The 22,789-nt window shown below is 72.2% G+C and carries 26 protein-coding genes; 11 read left to right on the top strand and 15 right to left on the bottom strand.

Features of this window, described 5'->3' with window-relative positions:
• Positions 1-5: 5 nt before the first annotated feature.
• A complete protein-coding gene (locus ACZOOI_RS22445; RefSeq protein WP_465277492.1) occupies positions 6-1,016 on the bottom strand; it encodes an exonuclease domain-containing protein in 1,011 nt (336 codons plus the stop codon).
• Positions 1,017-1,082: 66 nt separating this feature from the next.
• On the bottom strand, positions 1,083-1,592 hold the full coding sequence (locus ACZOOI_RS22440; RefSeq protein WP_465277491.1) for a hypothetical protein: 510 nt from the start codon (positions 1,590-1,592) through the stop codon (positions 1,083-1,085).
• A gap of 1,259 nt (positions 1,593-2,851) precedes the next feature.
• Between ACZOOI_RS22440 and ACZOOI_RS22435 the strand changes: the two genes are divergently transcribed.
• Entirely contained in the window at positions 2,852-4,057 is a 1,206-nt protein-coding gene (locus ACZOOI_RS22435) for an ATP-grasp domain-containing protein (protein WP_465277490.1), read from the top strand.
• Between the two features lie 15 nt (positions 4,058-4,072).
• Here ACZOOI_RS22435 and ACZOOI_RS22430 read toward each other — a convergent pair whose 3' ends face one another.
• A complete protein-coding gene (locus tag ACZOOI_RS22430; RefSeq protein WP_396011980.1) occupies positions 4,073-4,678 on the bottom strand; it encodes a TetR/AcrR family transcriptional regulator in 606 nt (201 codons plus the stop codon).
• Positions 4,679-4,854: 176 nt separating this feature from the next.
• On the opposite strand from ACZOOI_RS22430, the gene ACZOOI_RS22425 reads away from it, so the two are divergent.
• The 5 genes from ACZOOI_RS22425 (at position 4,855) to ACZOOI_RS22405 (ending at position 10,259) form a co-directional block, all read left to right on the top strand.
• On the top strand, positions 4,855-5,649 hold the full coding sequence (locus ACZOOI_RS22425) for an acetoacetate decarboxylase family protein (RefSeq protein WP_396011981.1): 795 nt from the start codon (positions 4,855-4,857) through the stop codon (positions 5,647-5,649).
• Positions 5,650-5,739: 90 nt separating this feature from the next.
• Entirely contained in the window at positions 5,740-6,630 is an 891-nt protein-coding gene (locus ACZOOI_RS22420) for an SDR family NAD(P)-dependent oxidoreductase (protein ID WP_465277489.1), read from the top strand.
• Positions 6,631-6,636: 6 nt separating this feature from the next.
• The gene (locus ACZOOI_RS22415; RefSeq protein WP_465277488.1) at positions 6,637-7,986 is read left to right on the top strand and encodes an amidohydrolase family protein; all 1,350 of its coding nucleotides are present in this window, start codon (positions 6,637-6,639) and stop codon (positions 7,984-7,986) included.
• Positions 7,987-7,992: 6 nt separating this feature from the next.
• A complete protein-coding gene (locus ACZOOI_RS22410) occupies positions 7,993-9,279 on the top strand; it encodes an amidohydrolase family protein (RefSeq protein WP_465277487.1) in 1,287 nt (428 codons plus the stop codon).
• A gap of 176 nt (positions 9,280-9,455) precedes the next feature.
• On the top strand, positions 9,456-10,259 hold the full coding sequence (locus tag ACZOOI_RS22405) for an SAM-dependent methyltransferase (protein WP_391582502.1): 804 nt from the start codon (positions 9,456-9,458) through the stop codon (positions 10,257-10,259).
• On the opposite strand, the gene ACZOOI_RS22400 is transcribed toward ACZOOI_RS22405, so the two are convergent.
• From ACZOOI_RS22400 to ACZOOI_RS22380, 5 genes are all read right to left on the bottom strand, one after another.
• The gene (locus ACZOOI_RS22400; protein WP_465277486.1) at positions 10,229-10,666 is read right to left on the bottom strand and encodes a nuclear transport factor 2 family protein; all 438 of its coding nucleotides are present in this window, start codon (positions 10,664-10,666) and stop codon (positions 10,229-10,231) included. The two genes, ACZOOI_RS22405 and ACZOOI_RS22400, sit on opposite strands and share 31 nt — an antisense overlap.
• 37 nt (positions 10,667-10,703) lie before the next feature.
• Complete coding sequence (locus ACZOOI_RS22395) at positions 10,704-11,981, bottom strand: MFS transporter (protein ID WP_465281258.1); 1,278 nt, start codon at positions 11,979-11,981, stop codon at positions 10,704-10,706.
• A gap of 63 nt (positions 11,982-12,044) precedes the next feature.
• On the bottom strand, positions 12,045-12,785 hold the full coding sequence (locus tag ACZOOI_RS22390; protein ID WP_465277485.1) for a hypothetical protein: 741 nt from the start codon (positions 12,783-12,785) through the stop codon (positions 12,045-12,047).
• A gap of 150 nt (positions 12,786-12,935) precedes the next feature.
• Positions 12,936-14,561 (bottom strand): serine/threonine-protein kinase, encoded by a 1,626-nt coding sequence (locus ACZOOI_RS22385; RefSeq protein ID WP_465277484.1) that lies wholly within the window; start codon positions 14,559-14,561, stop codon positions 12,936-12,938.
• Complete coding sequence (locus tag ACZOOI_RS22380) at positions 14,558-15,244, bottom strand: hypothetical protein (protein ID WP_465277483.1); 687 nt, start codon at positions 15,242-15,244, stop codon at positions 14,558-14,560. Before ACZOOI_RS22380 ends, ACZOOI_RS22385 begins: the two co-directional genes overlap by 4 nt.
• 369 nt (positions 15,245-15,613) lie before the next feature.
• On the opposite strand from ACZOOI_RS22380, the gene ACZOOI_RS22375 reads away from it, so the two are divergent.
• Complete coding sequence (locus tag ACZOOI_RS22375; RefSeq protein ID WP_465277482.1) at positions 15,614-16,414, top strand: SURF1 family cytochrome oxidase biogenesis protein; 801 nt, start codon at positions 15,614-15,616, stop codon at positions 16,412-16,414.
• Positions 16,415-16,448: 34 nt separating this feature from the next.
• Here the strand turns inward: ACZOOI_RS22375 and ACZOOI_RS22370 are convergent, their stop codons facing one another.
• Complete coding sequence (locus ACZOOI_RS22370) at positions 16,449-17,207, bottom strand: SIR2 family NAD-dependent protein deacylase (RefSeq protein WP_465277481.1); 759 nt, start codon at positions 17,205-17,207, stop codon at positions 16,449-16,451.
• A gap of 81 nt (positions 17,208-17,288) precedes the next feature.
• Between ACZOOI_RS22370 and ACZOOI_RS22365 the strand changes: the two genes are divergently transcribed.
• Entirely contained in the window at positions 17,289-18,050 is a 762-nt protein-coding gene (locus tag ACZOOI_RS22365; RefSeq protein ID WP_465277480.1) for an SDR family oxidoreductase, read from the top strand.
• Between the two features lie 100 nt (positions 18,051-18,150).
• Here ACZOOI_RS22365 and ACZOOI_RS22360 read toward each other — a convergent pair whose 3' ends face one another.
• The 6 genes from ACZOOI_RS22360 to ACZOOI_RS22335 all read right to left on the bottom strand — a co-directional run bounded on the left by ACZOOI_RS22360 (position 18,151) and on the right by ACZOOI_RS22335 (position 20,839).
• Positions 18,151-18,783, bottom strand: coding sequence for a hypothetical protein (locus ACZOOI_RS22360; protein WP_465277479.1), 633 nt, complete (start codon positions 18,781-18,783; stop codon positions 18,151-18,153).
• 7 nt (positions 18,784-18,790) lie between these two features.
• Positions 18,791-19,417 (bottom strand): DUF6286 domain-containing protein, encoded by a 627-nt coding sequence (locus ACZOOI_RS22355; RefSeq protein WP_465277478.1) that lies wholly within the window; start codon positions 19,415-19,417, stop codon positions 18,791-18,793.
• Positions 19,414-19,770 carry an Asp23/Gls24 family envelope stress response protein gene (locus ACZOOI_RS22350; protein WP_465277477.1) on the bottom strand — a complete coding sequence of 119 codons (357 nt, stop codon included), beginning with the start codon at positions 19,768-19,770 and terminating at the stop codon, positions 19,414-19,416. The genes ACZOOI_RS22355 and ACZOOI_RS22350 overlap by 4 nt, the downstream gene beginning before the upstream one ends.
• Entirely contained in the window at positions 19,770-19,952 is a 183-nt protein-coding gene (locus ACZOOI_RS22345; RefSeq protein WP_078977717.1) for a hypothetical protein, read from the bottom strand. The genes ACZOOI_RS22350 and ACZOOI_RS22345 overlap by 1 nt, the downstream gene beginning before the upstream one ends.
• Before the next feature lie 120 nt (positions 19,953-20,072).
• Positions 20,073-20,351, bottom strand: a complete 279-nt coding sequence (locus ACZOOI_RS22340) for a hypothetical protein (protein WP_360305301.1) — start codon at positions 20,349-20,351, stop codon at positions 20,073-20,075.
• Positions 20,348-20,839 carry an Asp23/Gls24 family envelope stress response protein gene (locus tag ACZOOI_RS22335; RefSeq protein ID WP_465277476.1) on the bottom strand — a complete coding sequence of 164 codons (492 nt, stop codon included), beginning with the start codon at positions 20,837-20,839 and terminating at the stop codon, positions 20,348-20,350. The genes ACZOOI_RS22340 and ACZOOI_RS22335 overlap by 4 nt, the downstream gene beginning before the upstream one ends.
• 279 nt (positions 20,840-21,118) lie before the next feature.
• On the opposite strand from ACZOOI_RS22335, the gene ACZOOI_RS22330 reads away from it, so the two are divergent.
• Genes ACZOOI_RS22330 through ACZOOI_RS22320 form a run of 3 tightly spaced genes read left to right on the top strand, consistent with a single transcriptional unit; the run spans position 21,119 to position 22,721 of the window.
• A complete protein-coding gene (locus ACZOOI_RS22330; RefSeq protein ID WP_396011993.1) occupies positions 21,119-21,673 on the top strand; it encodes an RNA polymerase sigma factor in 555 nt (184 codons plus the stop codon).
• A complete protein-coding gene (locus tag ACZOOI_RS22325; RefSeq protein ID WP_465277475.1) occupies positions 21,664-22,380 on the top strand; it encodes an Asp23/Gls24 family envelope stress response protein in 717 nt (238 codons plus the stop codon). Before ACZOOI_RS22330 ends, ACZOOI_RS22325 begins: the two co-directional genes overlap by 10 nt.
• A complete protein-coding gene (locus ACZOOI_RS22320; protein ID WP_465277474.1) occupies positions 22,377-22,721 on the top strand; it encodes an Asp23/Gls24 family envelope stress response protein in 345 nt (114 codons plus the stop codon). Before ACZOOI_RS22325 ends, ACZOOI_RS22320 begins: the two co-directional genes overlap by 4 nt.
• Positions 22,722-22,789: the final 68 nt, after the last annotated feature.

The raw sequence follows: 22,789 nt of genomic DNA, 5'->3' as shown, positions 1-22,789 counted from the left end.
CACGCCTACGCCCCCGCCTCCGGCCGCCACGCGCTCGACCCCGACCGCCCCCGCTCGTCCTGCGGCTGCCACGCACTCGACCCGGATCGCTCCCGCGCCCCGCCCTGCTCCGCGTCCGGTCGCCACGCGCTCGACCCGGTCGAGGTGCCGGGCAGGCTCGGCGAGCCCGGACCGTCCGGACCGCCGGGAATCACCGGCCAGTTCGGGTCGACCAGTGCGCCGCCGTCCGGGTTCCGGCGGTCGAAGTACTGCTGGAGCGAAGCCGCCTGCTCCGCGTACCAGCGGGCCTGCTTCTCGTGCAGCACATCCAGCGAGTCGGCGGCCAACTCCGGGAATCGCGCGCCCAGATCCTGGGCGAGCAGCAGACACGCGAGCGCATCGCCGTCGGCGGTGTGCGCATCGGTCAGCACCACCTCGTAGAACGCACTGGTGGCGGCCAGCGTGCGCTTGCCCCGGCGGTAGCGGTCCAGTTGCTTGTCAATCACCAGCGGGTCGATGATCGGTGCGGTGTACGGGAGTTGCGGCAGATTGTGCCGATGCAGCTCGGTTTGCAGCATGGTCAGGTCGAACGGCGCGTTGTAGATCGCGATCGGCGTGCCCGCCGCGAGGTATTCGGCCATCGCTGTGCCGATCTCGGCCAGGCAAAGGGCGGGTTGGCGTCCTTCGGCCCGGGCCCGCTCGGTGCCGATCCCGTGGATCGCGGTCGCCTCGGCCGGGATCTCCCGCTCGCCCGGGTCCAGCAGCCAGGACCGCCGGGTGCCTGCCGAGTCGACGAGGGCGGCGGTGACGATGAAGTCCGTGCGCGGGTCCACGCCGGACGTCTCCACGTCGAAGGCGGCCATCGGCCCGCGATGCCAGCCGTCGTGATTGCCGCGTGGCGGCGCGGCGGGCTTGGGCTCGCCGCACGTCGCGCAATAGGTCACCCACTTGCCGTCGTTGCGCACCAACAGGCCGTCGCCGGCCTTGACGTAGGTCGTGCACGTGGCACAGGTCGCGCCGAACTTGTTCGTAGCCATGGGGTGCTCTTTTCCGATCTCGGATCAGATTCACGTCTTCACTGCGCGAAACGACTGCGCGAAACGCTAGTGCCCGGGTACGACGCGATCCGCTCGCCAAGTGGCCAACTCGCGCGGCAACGGGCGTTCGACGGTGGTCCACGCGGTGCTCGTGAGCAGGTACAGGCCGGCCGCGAGCGGCACGAAGGCCGCGGTGAGCACCGTGCCGAACGGCATCCACCGCACCAGTGCGGGGGCGTCCGGGACGGCCGCGGCGGCGCGGTGCCGCGCATACGCCACACCCGCGAGCAATGCCAACAGGCCGACGAGCACGAGCGTGTGCGGTCCACCGAGCCCGGCCACCGAGCCGGCCACCGGGAGCAGGTCCAGCGGCGCGCCGGCCGGCGTGTGTTCCAACAGGGCCCGGTCGCCGCTGAACAGACGGTACGTCAGGAACAGGAACGGCAGACCGGCCCCGGATGCCGACGGGATGCCGGCGAACATCGAGGTGCCGGACTGCCGGTGCAGCGCGGCCAGTTCCCGGGCGAGCCGCTGCGGATCCTCGGCGTGCCTGTCGCGCAGCCGGCGGGCCTGCATATCCGTGTTGCTCGTCCGCTACGCGGCCGGTGCTGCTTGGGTTGGCCGCGACGCGTCGGTGGCGGAGGGGTGTTGGTGTGACCGAGGTGAAGCCGCCGGGGGTGAACCCGCCTGGGATGCCGGCGGTGGGCAGGAACGCCGCAGCGATTCCGGTGCCCTTCCGCCGGTGGGACCGCCCGAGCCGAGTCGAGTTGTACGTGGTGGTGTGGTGGGGTGCACGTCCGCTTCGCGGCCGGGGTTGGTTCGGTGCTCCGCATCCGGTTTGCGCGTCCGCTACGCGGCCGGTGCTGCCTGGGTCGGCCGCGACGCGTCGGTGGCGGAGAGGCGTTGGTGCGACCGAGGTGAACCCGCCCGGGATGCCGGGCGCGGGCAGGAACGCCGCGCCCGGCTCGCCCCGCGGCCGCGTAGCGGACGTGCAACACGGATGCGGAGCACCGAACCCAACCCCGGCCGCGTAGCGGACGAGCAACACGGATGCGGAGCACCGAACCCAACCCCGGCCGCGTAGCGGACGTGCACCTCGGCCCGGGCCTGGGCGTAACCGAGCAGGACGATGGCCGGTCGCACGCACGCGGTGAGCACGACCACGCGCCGGCCATCGAACCGGTGCGAGCAGCGGCGCGAGCGCGTCCGCGAGGGTGAGCAGGGCGTCGTGCGCGACACCGAGAACGGGGATGGATGCCGGCATGGGAAGGGCCGTCCGTGACGCGGGAATCAGGGCTGCGTCAGGCGGCGTGCCGAACCTTCGGAACACGAGTCGCATCGCACCATGGGCACAACGCCGCGCATCGCACCGTCGGCACAACGTCGCATCGACCCGTCGGCACAACGCCGCATCGCACCATCGGCACAACGCCGCATCGACCCGTCGGCGCAACAGCGAAGTCAGCAGGCCGCCCGGGCCCGTTCCCGCTGCTCTCGGCCCCGATCGCCCCGTCCCGTCGGGATCACGGGAGGGCAGGAAGGCCGGCCGATCGGCCTGATCGCGCCACGCCGCACCACGCGCCCGCGCCCGCTCGCCGGACGGCGCCCATGGAAGGGCGCTGTGGGCCGGCGCGAGCACCACGGTCACCGCGACGGCGACCAGTTCGGGCAGTGACCCGTCCACGAACAGCCCGAGGCCGATCAGCGCGAGCAACGTCGCGGACAGCGACGGCGATGCGGTGGCGGGGTCCGGGCGGTGCATGGGCGCGGTTCCCATCGAAGCGGCATCGGGTGCGGGGTGAGCACGGACACACGTTCGTGCCAGGATGACCCCCGTGCGCGTGCTGCTAGGGGACGGCTTCGGGGTGACGTCACGTCAGATCGCGATGGCGATCGGGCGATCAGGGCAGGACGTGGCGGTGCTCGCGCCGCCCGGTCGGCCGGCTTTCGGCCGCCCGCGGTCGGTGGTGGCGGTGCACGAGGTGCCGGCCTTCGGCGCGGATCCGTGGGCGTGGCTGGCTCGGACCGAGGCGGTGCTGCGCGCCGAGCCGCACGAGGTGCTGCTGGCCACCAACGCGCACGTCGCGGTGCTCGCCCGCGAACCGGATCGCATCACCGCGCACGGTGTGGCCCTGGCCGTACCGCCGTTCGCGGCGCTGCGCCGGGTCGCGGATCGGGCCTCGGCGGCGAGCACGCTGACCGAGATCGGGATGCCGCAGCCGGCCGGGACGGTGGTGGTGCACACCGCCGAGGAGTTGCGTCAGGTCGCCGATCCGCCGCTGTACGTGAAGACGCTGCCGGCGGTGTACCGGGTCGAGCGACGCGAGCAACTGCTGCGGCTGGCCGACACGTTGGAGCGGGACGGGGCGTTCCTGGACGGGGCGGGCGTGCTGGTCCAGGAGCCCGCCGAGGGCCCGGTCCTGTCCGCCCAGGCGGTCTTCGAGCACGGTCGACTGGTCGTGCTGCACGCGTACGAACATCTGCACGGGACCGCGGTCAAGCGCAGTCTGGTGCTTCCCGAGGTGCGCGAGCAGGTCGCGATGCTCGGCGGCCATCTCGGCTGGCACGGCGCCCTGTCGGTGGACGCGGTGCGGACCGCGCACGGACCGGCCTGGCTCGACGTACGCCCCCATCTGACCGAGCCGGGCAATGCCGCGGCCAGCGGCACCGACCTGGTCGCGGCGCTGATCGCGGTCTCCCGAGGCGAGGCGCCGGCCTCGATGCCGTGGGGCCGCCCGGACGTGCGCACCCGGCAGGCTCCCGGCGCGCTGGCGAGCGCCGCGCGGGCGGGCCGGCGCCGGGCCGGGCGCGAACTGCTCCGGATCGTGCTGCGCCGGAGTCCGTACCGGGACGCGGTCGAGGAGACCCTGAGCCTGCGCCGCGAACCGCGCCGGATCGGCGGCTCGCTCCTGCGGACCACCGCGCTGCTGGCCGCTCCCGCCCGCGTCCTGGCCCGGATCGACGCGCGACAGGCCCAGGACGCCCTGTCCCCCGCCGGCTGGCGCCGCATCCTCGCCGGCGCACCACCACGCGTGCCCTGATCGGGCGCCGGGACGTCAGCCCAGCAGGGATTCCACCAACGCCCGCACCGACAGCACGAACAGCCGATCACCGTCGGTGACGTTGCTCAGGCTCGCCGCCAGTTCCGGATCCTCCAGCGCCAATTCGCCGCGCCAGTGATCCACGGCCGGCGGTTCGGCCGCGCTGTTCTCCAGGGCGCGTTCCAGCATCACGAAGCCGGCGATCTGGTACTGCACCGCCTGGACCGCCTCGCCCGCCCGGGCGCCGCGCAGCCCGGCCGCCGTCATCTCGTGCACCAGTGCCTTGCGGGCGGGCAACATCATCAACGATTCCAGACCGCGTTCGCGGACCAGGCCGACCAGGTGCGGACGGTCCAGGATCATCCGCCGACACGATCGAGCGATCGACACCACCCGCTCGACCGGCGTGCTCCCGTCCACCGAGATCGCGCCCATGTCCGCGATCACCCGGTCCACCAGCTGGTCCACCAGCACGTCGCGGTTGCCCACGTGCCAGTAGATCGAGGTGACGGCGACGCCCAACTCGGCGGCCAGTTTGCGCATGCTGAGGTTCTCGATACCGGATTCCATGACGAGACGCATGGCGGTGTCGAGCACGGTGTCTCGCGTGATCCTGTCCATCACGTCCCATTCTCGCGTCCGAACGGGTCCGCCCGATACACGGGCAACCGCGCCGCAGGTCTTTACCTCGCCGACCCACCGGTGTAACAGTGTTACAGAGCAACCGGCACCACCGCGCACGGAACCGGGGAATCGGTCCGCGCGCAGCCCTCGCACGAGCGGAAGAGGTGAGGTACGTGGCACGCATTCGGTACGGAGCCCGGCCGGCGGAGACGCTGAAGAAGTCCTCCCGGGAACGGTCCAGCCTCCCGGAGATCTGGTCCACCGGCGTGATGGCGATCTGGGAGACCGACCCCGAGGTGATCGCGGCGATCCTGCCGCCGCCGCTGGTCCCCGCGGACCGGCCGCTGGTCCGGGTGAACATCTCCGCCTGCGACATCAACGGCCACCCGCTCGGCGCGGGCGCGGTCGCGGTCCGCTGCAAGCACGGCGACATCGAGGGCGACTACACGCTCACCATGCCGATGACCACCGAGCGCGCGGTGATCGGCGGTCGCGAGGTATTCGGCGAGCCGAAGAAGCTGGCCGACGTCAAGGTCGAGCGGGACGGCGACCGGATCGTGGCCACCGTGAACCGGATGGGTGTCACCTACGTCGAGGTGCGCGGCACGGTGGTCGAGGAACTGGCCACGCCGGAGCCGCGACAGACGCTGAGCTTCTACTACAAGTTCCTGCCCGCCGTGGACGGCGACGGCTTCGACGCCGACCCGATGCTGGTGCACGTCACCCGCAACGAGCGCACCCGCAGCGCACACCGCCTGGACGGCGAGGTGATCCTGCGCGACTCGGACTTCGACCCGGTCGCCGACCTGCCGGTGCGCAAGCTGATCTCGATCACGCTCAGCGAGCGCACCTCGGACCAGCAGGGCTTCGTCGCCGAGCACGTCAAGGCCGATCTGGTGTTGCCCTACATCCACCAGCGCTACGACGACGTGCAGCAGATCACCGACGACCCGCCGCCCGCGAAGTAGCTCCCCGGCAGGCAGGGCAAGGACGCCACGCACGCCAGGCACACCAGGCGGGACAGGCACGGCAGCGACGACAGCAAGGGATCGGGACACATGCTCCAGGAATTCGACGGCAGAGTCGCCGTCGTCACCGGTGCCGCGAGCGGTATCGGGCTCGCGATGGCCGAGCGGTTCAGCGCCGAGGGCATGAAGGTCGTGCTCGGCGACATCGAGCAGGGCGCGCTGGACAAGGCCGTCGCGCGGATCACCGACGCGGGCGGCGACGCGATCGGGCACGTCGTGGACGTGTCGGTGCGCGAATCGGTGTTCGCGCTGGCCGACGCCGCGTTCGAGCACTTCGGCGCGGTGGACGTGCTGTGCAACAACGCCGGGATCGGCTCGGGCTCCGAGGGCAAGATGTGGGAGCACGATCCCAAGGACTGGGACTGGTGCTTCGCCGTCAACGTGTTCGGCGTCTTCAACGGCATCCAGGCGTTCGTACCGCGGATGCTCGCGCAGAACACGCCCGGGCACATCGTGAACACCTCCTCCGGCGACGGCGGCATCGCGCCGCTGCCGAACGCGTCGGTGTACGCCACCACCAAGGCCGCGGTGGTGACGATGACCGAGGCGCTGTACGCACAACTCGGCCAGGTGCACGCGCAGTTGGGGGCGTCCGTGCTCTTCCCCGGCCCCAAGATGTTGCGCACCGGCCTGTGGGAGTCCTACCGCAACCGGCCCGAGCGGTTCGCCAAGTCGGTGCCGCGCAAGACGCCGTACAACACGCTCGACGCGTGGGAGAAGGCGATGCGCGACGCGGGGCAGGAGATCGAGTTCACCCCGGTCGAGTCGGTCGCGGCCGACGTGCTCGACGGCATCCGGGAGAACCGGTTCTGGATCCTGCCCGCCAGCGAGCACAGCGACGGACAGATCACCGCGCGGTCGCAGAGCATGCTCGCCCGCAGCAACCCCTCGTACCTCGAAACCTTCGTGCTGGACAAGTGAGTGACGATGACTGAGCACACCGAGCGGAACAGGCCCACCGGGCCCGACGAACTCACCACCCCCTACACGATCATCTCCTCGGACACCCACGCCGGGCTGCCGACCGAGTTGTACCGCGACTACCTCGCCACCAAGCACCACGCGGCGTTCGACCAATTCATGTCCGAGCGCGAGGCACAGCTCAAGGCGATCACCGACCTGGGCGTGCGCAACGAGGACTTCGCGGCGAACTGGTTCGAGACCAACGAGGAGGTGCTGCGCAGCGGTTGGGAAGTGGACCGGCGCGACCTGGAGTTGGACAAGGACGGTGTGGTCGGCGAGGTGATCTTCCCGGACGCCGACGCGGTCGAGTCGCGAACGTGCGTGCCGTTCGGCGCGGGCCTGGGCCTGTCCGGCGACATGGATCCCGAACTGGGCCTGGCCGGCGCGCAGGCGCACAACCGCTGGCTGGCCGAGCTGTGCAAGACCAGCCCGGAGCGGCGGCGCGGGGTCGCGCTGATCCCGATCACCGCGGCGATCGAGGACGTGCTCGCGGAGATCCGCCGGATCAAGGCGGACGGCCTGGGCGCGGTGATGATCCCGGCGATGTGGATGAATCAGACGCCCTACCACGACCGCAAGTACGACCCGGTGTGGGCGCTGTGCGAGGACCTGGAGCTCCCGGTGGTCACCCACTCGGGGCCGGCCGACCGCGAGGCGTACGGGAACCACCTGGGCATCTACGTCACCGAGGTCACCTGGTGGCCCTCCCGGCCGCTGTGGTTCCTGCTGTGGTCCGGCGTGTTCGAGCGTTTCCCGCGGCTGCGGTTCGGGGTGACCGAGGCGGGTTGCTGGTGGGTGGGCAACCTGCTGTGGTTCACCGACCGGCTGCTGCTGGGCTCGCGCGGCGCGGCCAAGTTGGCCGGGTTCGAGGAGATCAAGCTGCTTCCGAGCGAGTACTTCGACCGCAACTGCTTCATCGGCGCGTCCAACACCAAGCGGCGCGAGATCGGAATGCGCTACGAGATCGGTGTCGGCAACATCTGCTGGGGTAACGATTTCCCGCACCCCGAGGGCACCTGGCCCGAGACGCTCAACATCCTGCGCAAGACGTTCTCCGACGTGCCCATCGCCGAGACGCGCGTGATGCTCGGCGAGGCGGTCGCGGACGTGTACGGCTTCGACCTGGCCGCCCTCAAGCCGCACGCCGAGCGGGTCGGGGTCACCCCCGCGACACTCGGTCAGGTGAACGAGGACGGGTCGGCGAAGGACCTGACGACCAAGTGGGCAGCCGCCGCCGAGATCGGCCGGCACTGGCTCACCGGACACGACACGGGCGCCGCGATCAACCCCAACGCGGAAGCCCTGGAGGTCTGATCCCCCATGACTGACAGCACCACCCCGCTCTCCGTCCCGAGCGGCCCCCCGACGGGCGATCACCCCGAGCGGTACACGGTGATCTCGGCCGACTGCCACGGCGGCGGCGAGATCCACGGCTATCGCGACTACCTGCCCGCGCGCCTGCACGCCGAGTTCGACGCGTGGGTGAGCGGCTACGAGATTCCCTACGAGGACCTCAAGGGCGATCTGGGTCCGCGCAACTGGGACTCCGACCGACGCATGCGCGACCTCGAAGCGGACGGGGTGGTGGCCGAGGTGATCTTTCCCAACACCGTGCCGCCGTTCTTTCCCAAGCCCTCGCTCACCGATCAGCCGCCGGCCGCGAACGCGGGCGACCTGGCGCTGCGTTGGGAGGGGCTGAAGGCACACAACCGCTGGATGGTCGACTTCTGCGCGGCGACGCCCGGACGCCGGGCAGGCATCGTGCAGATCATGCTGCACGACATCCCGGCGGCGGTGGAGGAGATCCGCTGGGCCAAGGAGGCCGGTCTCACCGGCGGCGTGCTGCTGCCCGGCACCCCGCCCGGCTCGGGCCTGGTGCCGATGTTCGACTACGCGCACTACGAGCCGCTGTGGCGGGTGTGCGAGGAGTTGGGCATGCCGGTGAACCACCACACCGGCTCGGCCGCGCCGCCGGCCGGGGACACCGACGTGGACAAGGTGGTGTTCCTGACCGAGGTGTCCTGGTGGGCACACCGCGCGTTCACCCACCTGGTGGTCTCCGGTGCGATGGATCGCCACCCGAGCCTCCAGTTCGTCTTCACCGAGCAGGGCACCGCCTGGATCCCGGAGGAGACCCGCCGGCTGGACTACTACTGGCACCGGATGAGCACCGCGGTCGGCTCCCAGGAGTACGAGTGGGGCAGTGCGCTGGTGGGCCGGATGGAGCTCAAGCCCAGCGAGTACTGGGCCCGGCAGTGCCACGTCGGGGCCAGCTTCCAGCGCCCGGCCGAGGCCAAGCTGCGCTACCAGGTGGGCGTGGACCGGATCATGTGGGGCAGCGACTACCCGCACAAGGAGGCCAGCCATCCGTTCAGCCGCGAGGCGCTCCAGCTGACCTACAACGGCATCGACCCGGTCGAGGTCGCGGCCATGGTCGGCGGCAACGCGGCGAAGCTGTACGGCTTCGACCTCGCGGCGCTGGCCCCGATCGCGGCGAAGGTGGGCCCCCGGGTCGACCAGGTGTGGGCACCGCTGGCGCCCGAGGACATCCCGGTCGGCGCGGACAAGTGTCCGGCGTTCGTGGGCGCCGCGGGCATCAAGCCGTAACCGCGCCCGCCACGCGGCGCTCCCGGCGTCCGGGGACCGGAACGTTTCGTTCCGATCCCGTCGACGCCGGGAGCGCCGCGGCATCCGTGCAGGTGTGACGCCTTGCACAGGGCCACCAACCGTCGGGCCGGCGATTTTTCCGGTGAATTCGGTCGACACGCTTTAGAGTCCGAGCCATGACTCGACCGGACTGGGCTCCAGAGCACATCGACATCACGCGCGCCAGCGTGGCCCGCGTCTACGACTACGCGCTCGGCGGCGCGCACAACTTCGCGGTCGACCGCGAGGCCGCCGAACTGGTCACCCAGGCGATGCCCGAGCTGCGCGACGTGCTGCGCGGGAACCGGGTGTTCCTCACTCGGGCAGTACACCACCTGCTGGACCTGGGCATCCGGCAGTTCCTGGACCTGGGCTCGGGCATCCCAACGGTGGGCAACGTGCACGAGATCGCGCACAAGGCCGATCCGGACGCGCGGGTGGTCTACGTGGACAACGATCCGGTCGCGGTCGCGCACAGCCAGGCCCTGCTCGCGAACAACCCGAACGCGACGGTGGTCGGCGCCGACCTGACCGATCCGGCCAAGGTGATCGACTCGCCCGAGGTGCGCAAGCTGATCGACTTCTCCCAGCCGGTCGGCGTGCTGATCGTGTCGGTTCTGCACTTCCTGCCGGACGAGGCGGACCCGCCGGGTGTGGTGCGCCAGTACATGGACGCGACCGTGCCCGGCAGCCACCTCGCCCTCTCGCACGCGCACCGCAGCGAGGAGCGCCCGGCCGGGATGGACCGCGCGCTCAGCGAGTACTCGTCCAACGTGCAGCAGATGCACGCCCGTTCGCACGACGGGATCCTGGCCATCTTCGGCGGCCTGGAACTGCTGCCCGCCCGCCTGGTCCCGGTGGACGTGTGGGGCCCCGAGGGCCGGCTGGGCGACCCCGCGGTGAAGCTGCCTCAGCTGGCGGGCGTCGCGGTCAAGGCCTGAGCGGCCGGCACCGGGTTGTAGAACTCGCGCTGGCCGACCACCAGGCCGTCCCGGAAGGCCAGCACGGCGATGTAGGTGTTCGCGTAGGCGCGGTCGGTGGGCCTGGCCCGGCCCTGGCCGGTGAACTCCACGATCACGGTGTCCGGGTCCACGCAGTCGTGGACCCGGGTCACCGTCAGGCGCAGCTCGAAGATGCCGAGCGCGACCTCCAGGTACGCGTCCACCGCCGTCTTGCCCTCGATCCGCACCGGCGGGTCGGCGTAGGGGAATTCGAGCACGACGTCCGGGTGGTAGCAGGCCACCTGGGCGCTTCGGTCGCCCGCGCTCACCGCCGCGAGCAGCCGCTCGGCGATCCGGACGTGGTGCGCGCGTCGCGTCCGGGCCTGTTCGGGGTCATTCGCATCCATGGCCGCAGCCTGACCCACAACGGTTGCCGAGGGAAGATCACGCGGTGGCGGGTCGTCCCTCCCAGGCCGGCACCGCACGGGTCTCCGGCAGCGCGGTGAAGCACGCCACGCTGAGCACCGCGGCCGCCGCGAGATAGGCCGCGACGCTCCACGGGGTGCCGTCGCCCCGGGCCAGTTCGGTGGCCACGATCGGGGTCAGCGCACCGCCGAACACACCGCCCAGGTTGTACGCGGTGGACGCGCCGGTGCACCGCACGCGCGGCTCGAACAGTTCGGACAGGTAGGTGCCGACCACCGAGAACATGGTGATGAAGGCGATCAGCGTGCCCAGGCAGGCCAGCGTCATGCACACCGGCTCACCGGTGGCCAGCAGCCCCAGCATCGGGAACGCCCACAACCCCATCGCCGCACAACCCGCCACGCACAGCGGCTTGCGCCCGTACCGGTCGCCCAGCAGCGCGAACAGCGGCGTGGCCACGGCCTTGCCGACCACGGCGACCATGATGCACGCGAGCATCGTGGTGCGCCCGACCGCCAGCTTGTCGGTGGCGTAGTGCAGCGACCAGGTCGTGGTCAGATAGAACCCCACGTAGCCGCAGGTCAGTGCCCCGGCGACGAGCAGGATCAGCCGCCAGTGCCCGCGCACCACCTCGGTGAACGGGCTCGCCGAAAGCCCGTTCGCGGCGGCCAGTTCGACGAACGCCGGGGTCTCCTCGATCGAGGCGCGCAGCAGCAGTCCGCCGGCCGCGAGCACGCCGGCGAACAGGAACGGCACCCGCCAGCCCCAGGACTGGAACTGTGCGTCGCTCAGCGCCCCGGACAGGGTCAGCATGAGGCCGTTGGCGAGCAGGAACCCGATCGCGGGGCCCGCCTGCGGGAAGCTGCCCCACAGCGCACGGCGTCCCGGGGGCGCGTGCTCGGCCGCCAGCAGCACCGCGCCGCCCCATTCACCGCCGACCCCCAGCCCCTGGCAGAAGCGCAGCAGCACGAGCAGGATCGGCGCGGCCAGACCGATCCGGTCGTAGGTGGGCAACACCCCGACCAGCACGGTCGCGATGCCGGTCAGCAGTAGTGAGCCGACCAGAACCGGACGCCGCCCGCGCCGGTCGCCCAGCCGGCCGAACAACACCGAGCCCAGCGGTCGCGAGACGAACCCGACCGCGTACGTGGCGAATGCCGCGAGGGTGCCCGCGATCGGCGAGAAGCCGGGAAAGAACAGCGGCCCGAGCACCAGAGCCGCGGCCGTGCCGTAGACGAAGAAATCGTAGAACTCGATCGACGTGCCGGCGAAGGACGCCGCCGCGATCCGGACCATGGAGACATTTCGCGTCACACCCGGCCCAACGATCGGGTGGGAGTGTAGTCACCCGTGCGGGCGTCACCCGTCCGGGGCGGTCTGCCGTGCCTGTCCGTGCGTGTCGCGGCGGCCCGGCGTTCGGGCGTCGCCCAGGTCCGCCAGCCACGGCGCGCCCGCGTCGTCGCCCACGTGTCCCAGCGCCCAGGCCGGGTTCTGGCACATCGCGGTCTGCACGATCTGGGTGCCCGGCAACGTCACCGGCCAGCACAGCAGATGCCCGGCCAACCACCAGAACTTGCCGAGCACGGCCACCGAGAGGTCGTCCTCGCCCGGCGGCCGGTCCCGGTACTCGTGCCGGTACCAGGTGCGCACCACCTGCGGCCAGGTCTGCTCGGCGATCACCGTGCCGTCCCGATCGCGCAGCGGCCCGTTGCGAAACGACACGTCCCGGGCGATCCGGTGGGTCACCCGCAGGCCCAGCGCACGCCGCACGGGAGTGAGCAGGATGGTCACCCCGCCGCACACCGACCAGGTCAGCATCGACGGCCACAGGCCGAACACCAGGAACAACACCGCACCGGCCGCGCCGAGCGGCAGGCCGACCGCGCGGGCCGCGACCGGCTCCGCGTACACCTTCAGCGGTGTGACCGGGACCCGGAAGACGGTGCCGGGCGTGGTGGCATAGCGCGACTCGTCGAAGTCGAGTGCGCGCGCCCGGCGATACGTCCGGGTCTGGAACCACGGCAGGGCCAGGGACAGCACCGCGCCGGCAACACCGAGTACAAACCAGGGCAGGGACACCTCGGGCAGTTCCATCGCCACGTCACCCCTTCGCGCGCGTCGATGTCTCCACGGTCGCCCATGGCGGCCCCCGGCGGAAGACCACGGCTTCGACAAGTGGCAGAAAATGCGCGGCTCCGCCCGGCTCGACCCACGGCCCGGCCCTTCGCCCGATTCACCCCACCCGCGCCGTCACCGGCGGCGGTAGCCGGTCACACCGTGGATGCGGGCCAGGTGTTGGCGCAGCGTGGCCACCCGGGGGTGTTGCGGGCCCAGGCGGTGCTCCTGTTCGGCGAGCAGCGGCACCAGCACCCGCTCGGACTGGTACGGGTCGCCCAGCGCGGCGAGCAACAACCCGATCCGCTCGCGCAGGTCGTACCCCTGGTACACGTCGGCATCGGGCACCCGCCGATGCAGGTCCAGCAGCCGTCGGTACTCGCCGAGCGCGGCGGGCAGTTCGCCCAATTCCTCCAGACACGCCGCGACCTGTCGGCCGTACTCCATCGCCTCCGCGTCGAGCGGCCCGCCGGACGCCGCGAACACGCCCGCGATGTACCGCAACTCCGGGAGCGCGCGCCGGAACTGACGGTCCGCCAACAACGTGTCGGCGAGCGCTTGGCGCAACCCCAGGACGAGCGGGTCGTGTTCGCCGTGCCGGGCGATGGCCACCGGCAGGGCCGCGCCGAGCACATCCACGGCCTGGGTCAGCGCGCCCTCGCCGAGCAGCCGGTTGGCCTCGTCGAGCGCACTGCGCACATCCGGCACGGGCGGCGCGGCGGAGGGCACCGCGGCCCAGTCCGGGTCCGGGCGCGGCGGATGGGCGGCGGGGCCGGCGCTCATCGCCCACGGCGGCGCCGGCCGGTCGGGCACCGCCGCGCGTACCGGTCCGGGCAGGCCCGGCAGCGGCTGCGGTGCGGCCGGGAAGCGCAGCGGGCGGGTCGGGTCCATCGGCGCGGTGGGCGCCAGCGCGTCGCCCTTGCCCACGGGCAGCAGTGGCACCAGCAGCCGGTAGACCTCCTGCGCGTTCGCGGGCCGCTGATCGGGCTGCTTGCCCAGCAGGTGCAGCACGAGCCGGTCCAGCCCGGCGGGAATGTCCGGGCGTCGCGCGCCGAGCGGCTCCGGGGTGCCGTTGAGGTGGCCGAGCATCACCGAGGCCATCGTCGGCCCGGCGAACGGCGCCTGCCCGGCCAGCATTTCGTAGAGCAGGCAGCCGAGCGCGTACAGGTCGGTGCGCGGCTCGACGATGCCGTTCATCTGCTCGGGCGCCATGTACGCGGGCGAGCCCGGCATCGCACCGGTCGTGGTCAGCTTGGTCGACTCCGGGTCGAGCACCGCGGCCACACCCAGGTCGAGCACCTTGACCGTGCCGTCCCGGCGGACCATCACATTGCGCGGCTTGAGGTCGCGGTGCACGACCGGCACCGCGTGCACCGCGGCCAGCACCGAACAGATCTGCGCGGCCACCGCGACCGCCCACTCCCACGGCACCGGTTGGTTCTCGGCGATCAGGTCGGCCAGGTCGCAACCGTCCAGGAGTTGCATCACCAGGTACAGGTCGCCCTCGTCGGTGCCGCCGTCGAACACGGTGACCAGGCCCGGGTGATCGATGCCCGCGGTGACCCGGCACTCGCGCAGGAAGCGCCGTTCCATCGCGCCTCGGTCACCGGCGGCGTCCACCAGGTCGGTGCGCAGCAGCTTGACCGCGACCCGCCGCTGCAAAGTCTGGTCGTACGCCTTCCAGACCTGCCCCATGCCGCCGCGGCCGATCGCCGCGGACAGTTCGTAGCGGCCCGCGATCACGCGTCCGGGAATGCTCATCGGGATCCTCCGGGGTTGCCGCCGCCGTCCTGTTCGCGCAGCCGTTCGCTCAGTCCCTGCAACCGGGCCCGGGCCCGCGCGGCGGGATCGTCCGGCGGCAGCGGGCCGGCGGCGGCCGGCGGAGCGACCGGGCCGCGCGGGTCGGCGGGCCCGGCGGCCGGACCGGTTCGCAGATAGCCCGGCGGGGTCTGCGGCGGCGGGGCCGGCCGGTAGGGCATCGGCTGCGGAAGCGGGTGCGGAAGCGGCCCGACGGGTGCCTGCTGCCACGGCGCGTATCCGGCCTGCGCATGCGGCTGGTGTGCGCGCATCGCCTTGGCCCAGCGGGCCGACCCGACACACCACCAGACCGGCACCGCGACCATCAGCACGAGCAGCATGATCGTCCCGACGTCGTCCAGGATCGTCTGCGGTTCGGGCCCGCCCGCCACCTTGCGCGCGCGCTCCTCGTCATCCGACTCGCTGCCCACGACCAGGCACACGAAGGCCAGGACCACGCCGACCGCCACGCCGGTGAGGATCACCCAGTCCCAGCGCCTGCGGGTGCGCACACCCGACACGAGCGGGGGGACCCAGGCCAGCAACCCGATCGAGACGAACGGCAGGACGGCGAGCCCGATGAGCCCGAACCAGTGACCGGCGGTACCGCGTCGACCGGGCACCGGATCGCGCGACGGACCTTCCATGCTGTGTGACTCCCGAGGCTGTGTGACTCCCGAGGCCGGCCGACTCCCCGCACGGGGTGAATCGATGCCGCGTCCGCAGCCGGTCCACCGGGAGTCGCGGGCGATGGACCGGGAGACGGCGTGCCGGAAGCCTATCGGCGGGACCGACCGGCCAGCTGCCGACCCGGAAAGCGGGGCGTCACGACCGGTATCGGGTTCTCGGCCGGGTCCCGGAGTGCGGCACCCCTGCCGCTCGCGAGGCCGGCCGCGCCCTCGACAGCCGGCGACATCCGGCGGCGTCCGGCCCGCCGCACGTGCAGCACCGCTTCGCGCGCCGCCCGCACGCACCCGGCGGGACACACCGGGCACGGCGAGGGGTACCGTGCTCGGGTGTACCGCTTCCTGCTGACCCCGCGCTGGATCGCGATGGCGCTGCTCGTCCTCGTGCTGGTCCCGATCATGGTCGAGCTCGGTTTCTGGCAGTTCCACCGGCACGAGCACAAGGTCGCGCACAACGACCTGATCAGTGCCAACATCGAGCGCGAGCCGGTGCCCGCGGAGTCGATCCTCGCCGTGGGCCGCAAGTTGCCCGGCGATCTCCAGTGGCGCCGGGTCACGGTGACCGGCATGTACGACACCGAGCACGAGATGCTCGCGCGCAACCGGTCACAGGACGGCGTGCCCGGCTTCTACGTGGTCACCCCGCTGATCACCGCCGACGGCCGCGCCCTCCTGGTCGATCGGGGATGGGTGAAGAACCCGCCCACCGCGAGCGAACGGCCCGAGGTGCCGCCGGCGCCGAGCGGTCGGGTCACGGTGACCGGCCGGCTGCGTCCGGACGAGACCCGCAAGGACTCCGGCATCCGCGACCTCGCGCTGCCCGACGGCCTGGTGATGCGGATCTCCGGCTTCGAGCTGGCCGCGAAGTTGCCGCACCCGATCCTCGGCGGCTACGTCGAACTCACCGAGCAGACCCCGATGGCCGCGAAGGCGCCGGCGCTGATCCCGGAGCCGGACGACGAGGACCTGGGCCCGCACCTGGCCTACGCGGTGCAGTGGTGGATCTTCGCGTTCGCGCTGGTGGCGATGTTCGTCAAGCTGGTGCGCAGCGAGGCCAAGGAGCTCGAAAGCGAACTGGCCGCGCTGGACGAGGAGGCCGCCTCCGCGTCCGACGAGCCGGCCACGGTCTGAGCGGCGGCGCCCCGGGCGCGGCGGCGCAGGCGGGTCACAGCCCCTTGACCAGCTCCGGGAGCACCTCGCCGATCGGCTCGCGGATCACCGCGTCGGCGACCCGGTCGTAGGGCGTCTCCCCGGCGTTGACGATCACCAGCCGGGCGCCCGCCTCCTGCGCCACCCGGCACAGCGACGCGGCGGGCTCGACCTGGAGCGAGGTGCCGATGGCCAGGAACACGTCACCGACCTGCGCGGCGATCGCGGCCCGCTCCAGCACGCCGTGGTCCAGCCCCTGACCGAACATGATCGTCGCGGTCTTCTGGATCCCGCCGCAGCGCACGCAGCGCGGGTCGTCCTCGCCCATCGCCACCCGCTCCAGGGCCGCGTCCAGGGTCGTGCGCGCGTCGCAGTCGGTACACACCACGTAGAACATGGTGCCGTGCAGTTCGATGATCTTCTCCGGGGCGGTGCCCGCGCGCCGATGCAGGCCGTCCACGTTCTGGGTGATCAACGCGTTGAGCCGACCGGCCCGTTCCAGGGCGACCAGGGCGGTGTGTCCCGCGTTCGGCCCGGCCAGACGCGCGGGGTTGTCCCGGCGCAGCAACCACGAGCGGCGGCGGATGTCCTCGTCGCCCATGTAGTAGCCGTAGGTGACCAGCTTCTCCGCGTCGGGGTCCTTGGTCCACACGCCCTGCGGGCCCCGATAGTCGGGAATGCCGGAGTCGGTGGAGATGCCCGCACCGGTGAGCACGGTCACCCCGTCGTCGGCCCCCCGGATCCACTCCCGCACGATGTCGATCTGCTCGGTCATGCCACCGAGGGTAGCGACCGGCCGACCTGACGACCTGTCATTTACCCCGTGCCGGGGCCGGCAGCGGGCAGGATGGGTGGCATGGATCTTGGACTGCGCGATCGCGTATATCTGGTCACCGGCGGCACCCGCGGCCTCGGCTTCGCCACCGCCCGCGCGCTGGTGGACGACGGCGCCCGGGTGGTGGTCACCGGGCGGGACGAAAAGCGCGCGACGGAGGCCGTCGCCGCGCTGGGCGGCCCCGAACAGGCGCTCGGCATCGCCGCCGACAACGGGGACAGCGGTACCGCCGAGCGGCTGGTCGCCGCGGCGCTGGCCCGGTTCGAGCGGCTCGACGGTGCGCTCGTGAGCGTCGGCGGGCCGCCCGCCGGCGCGATCACCGCGATCGAGGACGACCAGTGGCGGGACGCGTTCGAATCGGTGTTCCTGGGCGCGGTCCGACTCGCCCGGGCGACCGCCTCCGCGCTGGGCGACGGCGGTTCGATCGGCTTCGTGTTGTCGTCGTCGGTGCGCCAGCCGATCCCCGGGCTCGGCGTCTCCAACGGCCTGCGCCCGGGGCTGGCGATGGTGGCCAAGACGCTGGCCGACGAGCTCGGCCCGCGCGGCATCCGGGTGTTCGGGCTGCTGCCCGGCCGGATCGACACCGACCGGGTGCGCGAGTTGGACGACCTGAGCGGCGACGCGGAGGGGACCCGGGCCCGACACGCCGAGTCCATCCCGCTGGCCCGCTACGGCACCCCGGAGGAGTTCGGCCGGGTGGCCGCGTTCACGCTGTCCCCGGCCGCGTCCTACCTGAGCGGCGTGATGATCCCGGTCGACGGCGGCCTGGCCCGCTCGTTGTGACCCGACCGGGTCCGGGATCCGAGCCCGGGACCCGATCCCGACGGGCCCGGGAGACGTCCCGGGCCCGCTCGCCCGTACCACTCCGGGCCCAGCCCGGGTACTACTCCAGGTGCCGCTTGGGCAGGCCCCGGCTGGTCCGCAGGGTCAGCACCGTGGGCAGCGTGGACAGGCCCACCGCCTCGCGCGCGTTGGGCAGCACCCGGTCGCGTACCGAGCCGATCAACGCGCGGGGTTCGGCACCGGGTTCGGCCCGGACCAGGACCCGCAGCGTGGGGCCGTGCCGACGGCGGACCAGATGCGCCGAAACGTGTTCGACGCCGTCCACGTAGGACAGGTCGTCCTCGATCGCGTCGGCGAGCGCGTTGCCGGACACGGTCAGCGTGTCCGCCTCGTCGCCCACCATGCCGAACCCGGTGCCCAGCCCGGACGGACCGTCGCCGGCCGCGTCCGTGGTGTCCCGGACCCGCAGCGACCGCACCGGCCGCCGGCCGAACTGCGCGAACAGCCACCACAGCGCCAGCAGCAGGAGCAGTCCCGGCGCGCCGAAGGCGACCCACCACCACCAGTTGTGGTCGGTCAGCCGCTCGGCCTGACTCGTGGTGATGAACGGCTTGTCCGCCGTGCGCACCAGATCGGGATACCAGCCCCGACCGCGCGCGGCGACCGCGAGGCCGCCCGCGATCAGGCCCAGCCCGACGAGGACCAACAGGATCCGGTTGCAGACCGTACGCATGCCCGCCTCACCTCCCGCTCACGGGCTGAAGGCGCAGATCCACGCGAGGCACCCGGGCCAGCGTGAGCGCGTTCGCGCGTTCCTCGAGTCGTTCGATCAACTCGTCGTGCAGGTCGTCCGGGTCGCGGAAGTGGTAGTCCACCCGCAGCACCGCCTTGCGTCGGCCCATCCGCACCCGCGCGTCCAACACGCCCGAGGAGGCCAGCGCGGTGTGCCGCAGGAACGAGGCGGCGGTGCGCCGGGTCATGTATACGGTCATCGCGTCGCCCGGCGAGCGCAGCCGCAGCAGACTGCGCCGGCCCGGAGTGACCGCGAGCACGATCAGCCACAGGCCCAGCACCGCGGCGGTCAGCCCGGCGACGATGGTCCAGTTGTCCCGCCACTCGTGCGTCTGGGCGCGCTCCAGCAGGTCGCGCGACCAGCGCGGGGCCCGGTCGATCCGGGCCGTCACCCCGATGTACAGCGCGGTGCCCGCGACGCCGGCCGCGAGCAGGGCGACCAGCCCGGCCGGGAAGCCGCGCGGGGACCAGGCCCGGCGCACCTTGGCGCCGTCACCCCAGTCGTCGGTCGCACCCGCCGACGTCTCGGCCGGCGAGGCACCCGAGGGCGCCTCCGGTGCAGCCTCCAGGCTCACTCCACTCTCCTCTTGCCGTGCCCCCCACGGGTCAACCGGCCGACCGTCACGTCCACCCGCACCACCGGCATCCCGGTCAGGTGCTCCACGTCGGCGCGCACCCGCTGCCGGATCATCCGGACGATCTCGACCACCGGCCCGGGGTAGGGCACGTCCACGTCGAGGTCGACCGTCGCATGGTCGTGATGCATGGTGGCGCCCGCGCGCGGGGCGCGCAGCACGGTGTCCGGCGCGGCCTCGGTGGTGGCCGCACGCGCCGCGCGGGCGGCGATCTTCTCCACCACGCGCCCGCCGATCTGGAGTACTCCGCGATGCGCGGCCGGCGCCAGGCCCTCCGCCGGTACCGCGCGCATCAGCGCCGCCGGTTGCGCGAGCTGAACAGCTCGCCGAGGTCCAGGTCGCCGTCCAGGAAGCGGCCGACCAGGAAGCCGACCACCCCGAGCGCGGCGACCAGGAGAAAGGCCCCGAACCCGCCGAGCGCGGCGGCCAGGCCGAGGGCCATGCCGACCAGCAGGCCGACCATGGGTGTAGTCATTGGCGAACGACTCCTCACTGAACCGACCATTGGTTGTTGTCGACGGTTGTCGTCGACCCCCGTCGGATCGGGTGCCGAAGGGCCGTACGGACTCCGGCCGGCCGCCGCACACCCCGCCCGCTACTCGACGCGCGGGTTGTTGCGCCGTCGATGCCGCTCCGCCAACTGCCGCCAGAGCCGGCCCGGCAACCGGCCGCGGCGATAGACCGTGGTCTCCGCCGCGGCCCCGGAGCGAACCGGCGCCGGAGGCCCGGCCGCGTCGATCAGCGCTCTGAACCGCTCCAGCCCGGCGACGAATTCCTCCGGGTCACCCCCACGATCGGGATGGCTCGCGCGGATGAATTCCCGGTATTCGCGCAGCAGCTGTCGCCGCGCGTCGTCGCCGGGCCCGACCGTCACTGAAGCTGGCGCTCCTTGGAGTCGTCTCCGTCGTATTCGATGTGGATGTCGTCCACCGCGATGTTGACCTCGACCACTTCGAGCGCGGTCATCCGCTCGACGGAGTCGATCACATTCTCGCGGACCGCCTGCGCCAATTCGGCGATGGGCACGCCGTAATCCACGACGATGTTGAGATCCACGGCACACTGCCGCTCGCCCACCTCGACGCTGACGCCCTGCGCCACGTTGGGCTTGCCCCCCGGAATGCGCTGACGCACCGCTCCGAACGCTCGGGCGGCGCCCCCACCGAGCGCGTATACGCCCGGGATCTCGCGGGCGGCGATGCCCGCGATCTTGGCGACCACGCCGTCCGCGATGGACGTGCGGCCCTTGTCGGTGGCCAGCTTGACGACCTCCGTGGAACGAGCGCCGCCCGCCGGCGAACGCTCCTCGTCCTTCTGGAGCGCCTGCGAGCCGGTCCTGCCCTGGGTCGTTGTGTCCGCCATCGGCGCACTTCCTTCCTCGACTGCCCGAACCATGCGACCGGAACCCCACTCGGTCCCGCCTGACATCGGTGCCCGTTGCCGGGTTCACCACACCTGTACGACACACACACCGGGCGAACGTCACGCGTCGATCGGAGGATGTTTCGCGGAATCCGACGCTATCCCGCCGGAGGCCTCCATTCACGTACCCGGACCTGCGGCTCGCCGTAGAGCGGCGGTTCTCGTGTTGTGCCCCCCGGGCGCAGTACGGTCGCCGGGTTGGGACGAGGAGGGAAGCCGATGGCCGACGAGGCCGTGCTCGACGAGGGCACCCTGGTGGTGCGGGCTCAAGAGGGCGACGCCGAGGCATTCGAGGTGCTGATGCGTCGGCACGGTCGATCCCTGTACACGCTCGCCTTACGCATCCTGGGACGCCCCACGGACGCGGAGGACGCGGTCCAGGAGGCGTTCATCAGCGCGTGGCGCCGACTGCCCGGGTTCCGTGCCGAGTCGTCGTTCCTGACCTGGATGTATCGCATCGTCACCAACCGCGCGTTGAACATCGCCCGGACCAGGCGGCCCACGGTCGGTCTGGACCAGGTGCCGGATCGGGCGATAGAGCAGATGGCGGACAATCCGGAGCGACGAGCGGAGGGGTCGGCGGCGCTCAAGGCGCTGCAGCAGGCGATGACCACGCTCACCGAGGAGCAGCGGGCCTGTTGGGTTCTGCGCGAGTTGCACGGGCAGAGCTACGACGAGATCGCGGCGGCCGTGGGAATCGGGGCGAACGCGGTCCGAGGCAGGATCTTCCGAGCACGACAGACCCTGGCGGAGGCGATGCGGCCGTGGACGTGACGAACGAGGCGGGCAGCGGGCCCGACGCACTGCGGCTGCCGTCTGCGGCGGAACTGCTCGCGGCGACCCGGCACACCTCGGCGGAGCCGGCCACGGCGGCGGCCCCGTCGGCGGGCGCCGCGGCGAACGCCGATCCGGATCCGGATCTGCTGCCGTGCGGGCGAGATCCCCGGGCGGTGCTCGAACACGCCGCCGCGGGCGAGTCGGACGAGCACGAGCGCTCGTGTCCCGAATGCCAGGCGCTGCTGCGCGACCACTCGGTGCTCGACCAGGTCACCCGCGAATGGGCCGAGTTGCCGGTGCCGGTGCCGGACGACCTCGGCGCGCGGGTGATGCGCCTGGTCCGGGCCGAGCTGCACACCGGCCGGTTGCTGCCGCTGGGCGAGCCGGACGAGCAGTTGACCCTGACCGAGACCGCCGCGGCGCGTACGCTGCGCGCGGCGGTGGACGCCGAACCCGGCGTGCAGGCCCGCAGTTGCCGGATCCGGCCGTACGAGAACCGGGCGGGCGCCGCGGTGCCGGGACCGGTCACCGTGCGGTTGTCGGTCGGCGTGCCCTACGGCGAGCCGATCCACGCGCTGGCCGATCGGCTGCGCGAGCGGGTGCGCCGGGCCGCGAGCGAACGACTGGGGTTGGAAGTGGCGAAGGTGGACGTGGACGTGGTGGGCCTGGAACCGGCCGCCGGGGCCGGGGAGGCGGACCGATGACACAGCCCGCGACGCGCATCTCGCGCGAGATGTCCATCCTGGCCCGGACCACCGCCGGCGGCGCGGCGCTGGCGGTGCCGGGTGTGGTGGACCTGCAACCGGGTCTGCTGGACGCGGTCGCCCAGGTCTCCGGCGGGCTGATCCCGGGCCGGGTCCCGGGGGTGACCACGCGCGTGCTCGACGGAGTCCTGCACGTGGACGTGCAGTTTCGCGCGGCGGCGGACCATCGGGTGCTGGACGTGGCCCGCGCGGTGCGCGCGGCGGTCACCGCCGAGGTGGGCCGGCAGACCGGGCACAAGCGGGTGGTGGTGCACATCCTGGTCACCGACGCGGGGGTGTGAACCAGGATTTCCGCGGCCGGCGCCGGGCCGCCCCGGCCCGGACATGCGAACACGGCGAGGGCCCGAAG

It is taken from the genome of Embleya sp. L77 (assembly GCF_055557415.1).
The sequence above is the reverse complement of the archived record's forward strand: the minus strand, read 5'-3'. Positions and strand labels throughout refer to the sequence as shown.

What these genes read in the sequence shown, in the direction of transcription:
- ACZOOI_RS22445 (WP_465277492.1), bottom strand. Translation starts at nt 1,016, where the DNA reads ATGGCTACGAACAAGTTCGGCGCGACCTGTGCCACGTGCACGACCTAC.
- ACZOOI_RS22440 (WP_465277491.1), bottom strand. Translation starts at nt 1,592, where the DNA reads ATGCAGGCCCGCCGGCTGCGCGACAGGCACGCCGAGGATCCGCAGCGG.
- ACZOOI_RS22430 (WP_396011980.1), bottom strand. Translation starts at nt 4,678, where the DNA reads ATGGACAGGATCACGCGAGACACCGTGCTCGACACCGCCATGCGTCTC.
- ACZOOI_RS22420 (WP_465277489.1), top strand. Translation starts at nt 5,740, where the DNA reads ATGCTCCAGGAATTCGACGGCAGAGTCGCCGTCGTCACCGGTGCCGCG.
- ACZOOI_RS22415 (WP_465277488.1), top strand. Translation starts at nt 6,637, where the DNA reads ATGACTGAGCACACCGAGCGGAACAGGCCCACCGGGCCCGACGAACTC.
- ACZOOI_RS22410 (WP_465277487.1), top strand. Translation starts at nt 7,993, where the DNA reads ATGACTGACAGCACCACCCCGCTCTCCGTCCCGAGCGGCCCCCCGACG.
- ACZOOI_RS22405 (WP_391582502.1), top strand. Translation starts at nt 9,456, where the DNA reads ATGACTCGACCGGACTGGGCTCCAGAGCACATCGACATCACGCGCGCC.
- ACZOOI_RS22400 (WP_465277486.1), bottom strand. Translation starts at nt 10,666, where the DNA reads ATGGATGCGAATGACCCCGAACAGGCCCGGACGCGACGCGCGCACCAC.
- ACZOOI_RS22395 (WP_465281258.1), bottom strand. Translation starts at nt 11,981, where the DNA reads ATGGTCCGGATCGCGGCGGCGTCCTTCGCCGGCACGTCGATCGAGTTC.
- ACZOOI_RS22385 (WP_465277484.1), bottom strand. Translation starts at nt 14,561, where the DNA reads ATGAGCATTCCCGGACGCGTGATCGCGGGCCGCTACGAACTGTCCGCG.
- ACZOOI_RS22380 (WP_465277483.1), bottom strand. Translation starts at nt 15,244, where the DNA reads ATGGAAGGTCCGTCGCGCGATCCGGTGCCCGGTCGACGCGGTACCGCC.
- ACZOOI_RS22370 (WP_465277481.1), bottom strand. Translation starts at nt 17,207, where the DNA reads ATGACCGAGCAGATCGACATCGTGCGGGAGTGGATCCGGGGGGCCGAC.
- ACZOOI_RS22365 (WP_465277480.1), top strand. Translation starts at nt 17,289, where the DNA reads ATGGATCTTGGACTGCGCGATCGCGTATATCTGGTCACCGGCGGCACC.
- ACZOOI_RS22360 (WP_465277479.1), bottom strand. Translation starts at nt 18,783, where the DNA reads ATGCGTACGGTCTGCAACCGGATCCTGTTGGTCCTCGTCGGGCTGGGC.
- ACZOOI_RS22350 (WP_465277477.1), bottom strand. Translation starts at nt 19,770, where the DNA reads ATGCGCGCGGTACCGGCGGAGGGCCTGGCGCCGGCCGCGCATCGCGGA.
- ACZOOI_RS22345 (WP_078977717.1), bottom strand. Translation starts at nt 19,952, where the DNA reads ATGACTACACCCATGGTCGGCCTGCTGGTCGGCATGGCCCTCGGCCTG.
- ACZOOI_RS22335 (WP_465277476.1), bottom strand. Translation starts at nt 20,839, where the DNA reads ATGGCGGACACAACGACCCAGGGCAGGACCGGCTCGCAGGCGCTCCAG.
- ACZOOI_RS22330 (WP_396011993.1), top strand. Translation starts at nt 21,119, where the DNA reads ATGGCCGACGAGGCCGTGCTCGACGAGGGCACCCTGGTGGTGCGGGCT.
- ACZOOI_RS22320 (WP_465277474.1), top strand. Translation starts at nt 22,377, where the DNA reads ATGACACAGCCCGCGACGCGCATCTCGCGCGAGATGTCCATCCTGGCC.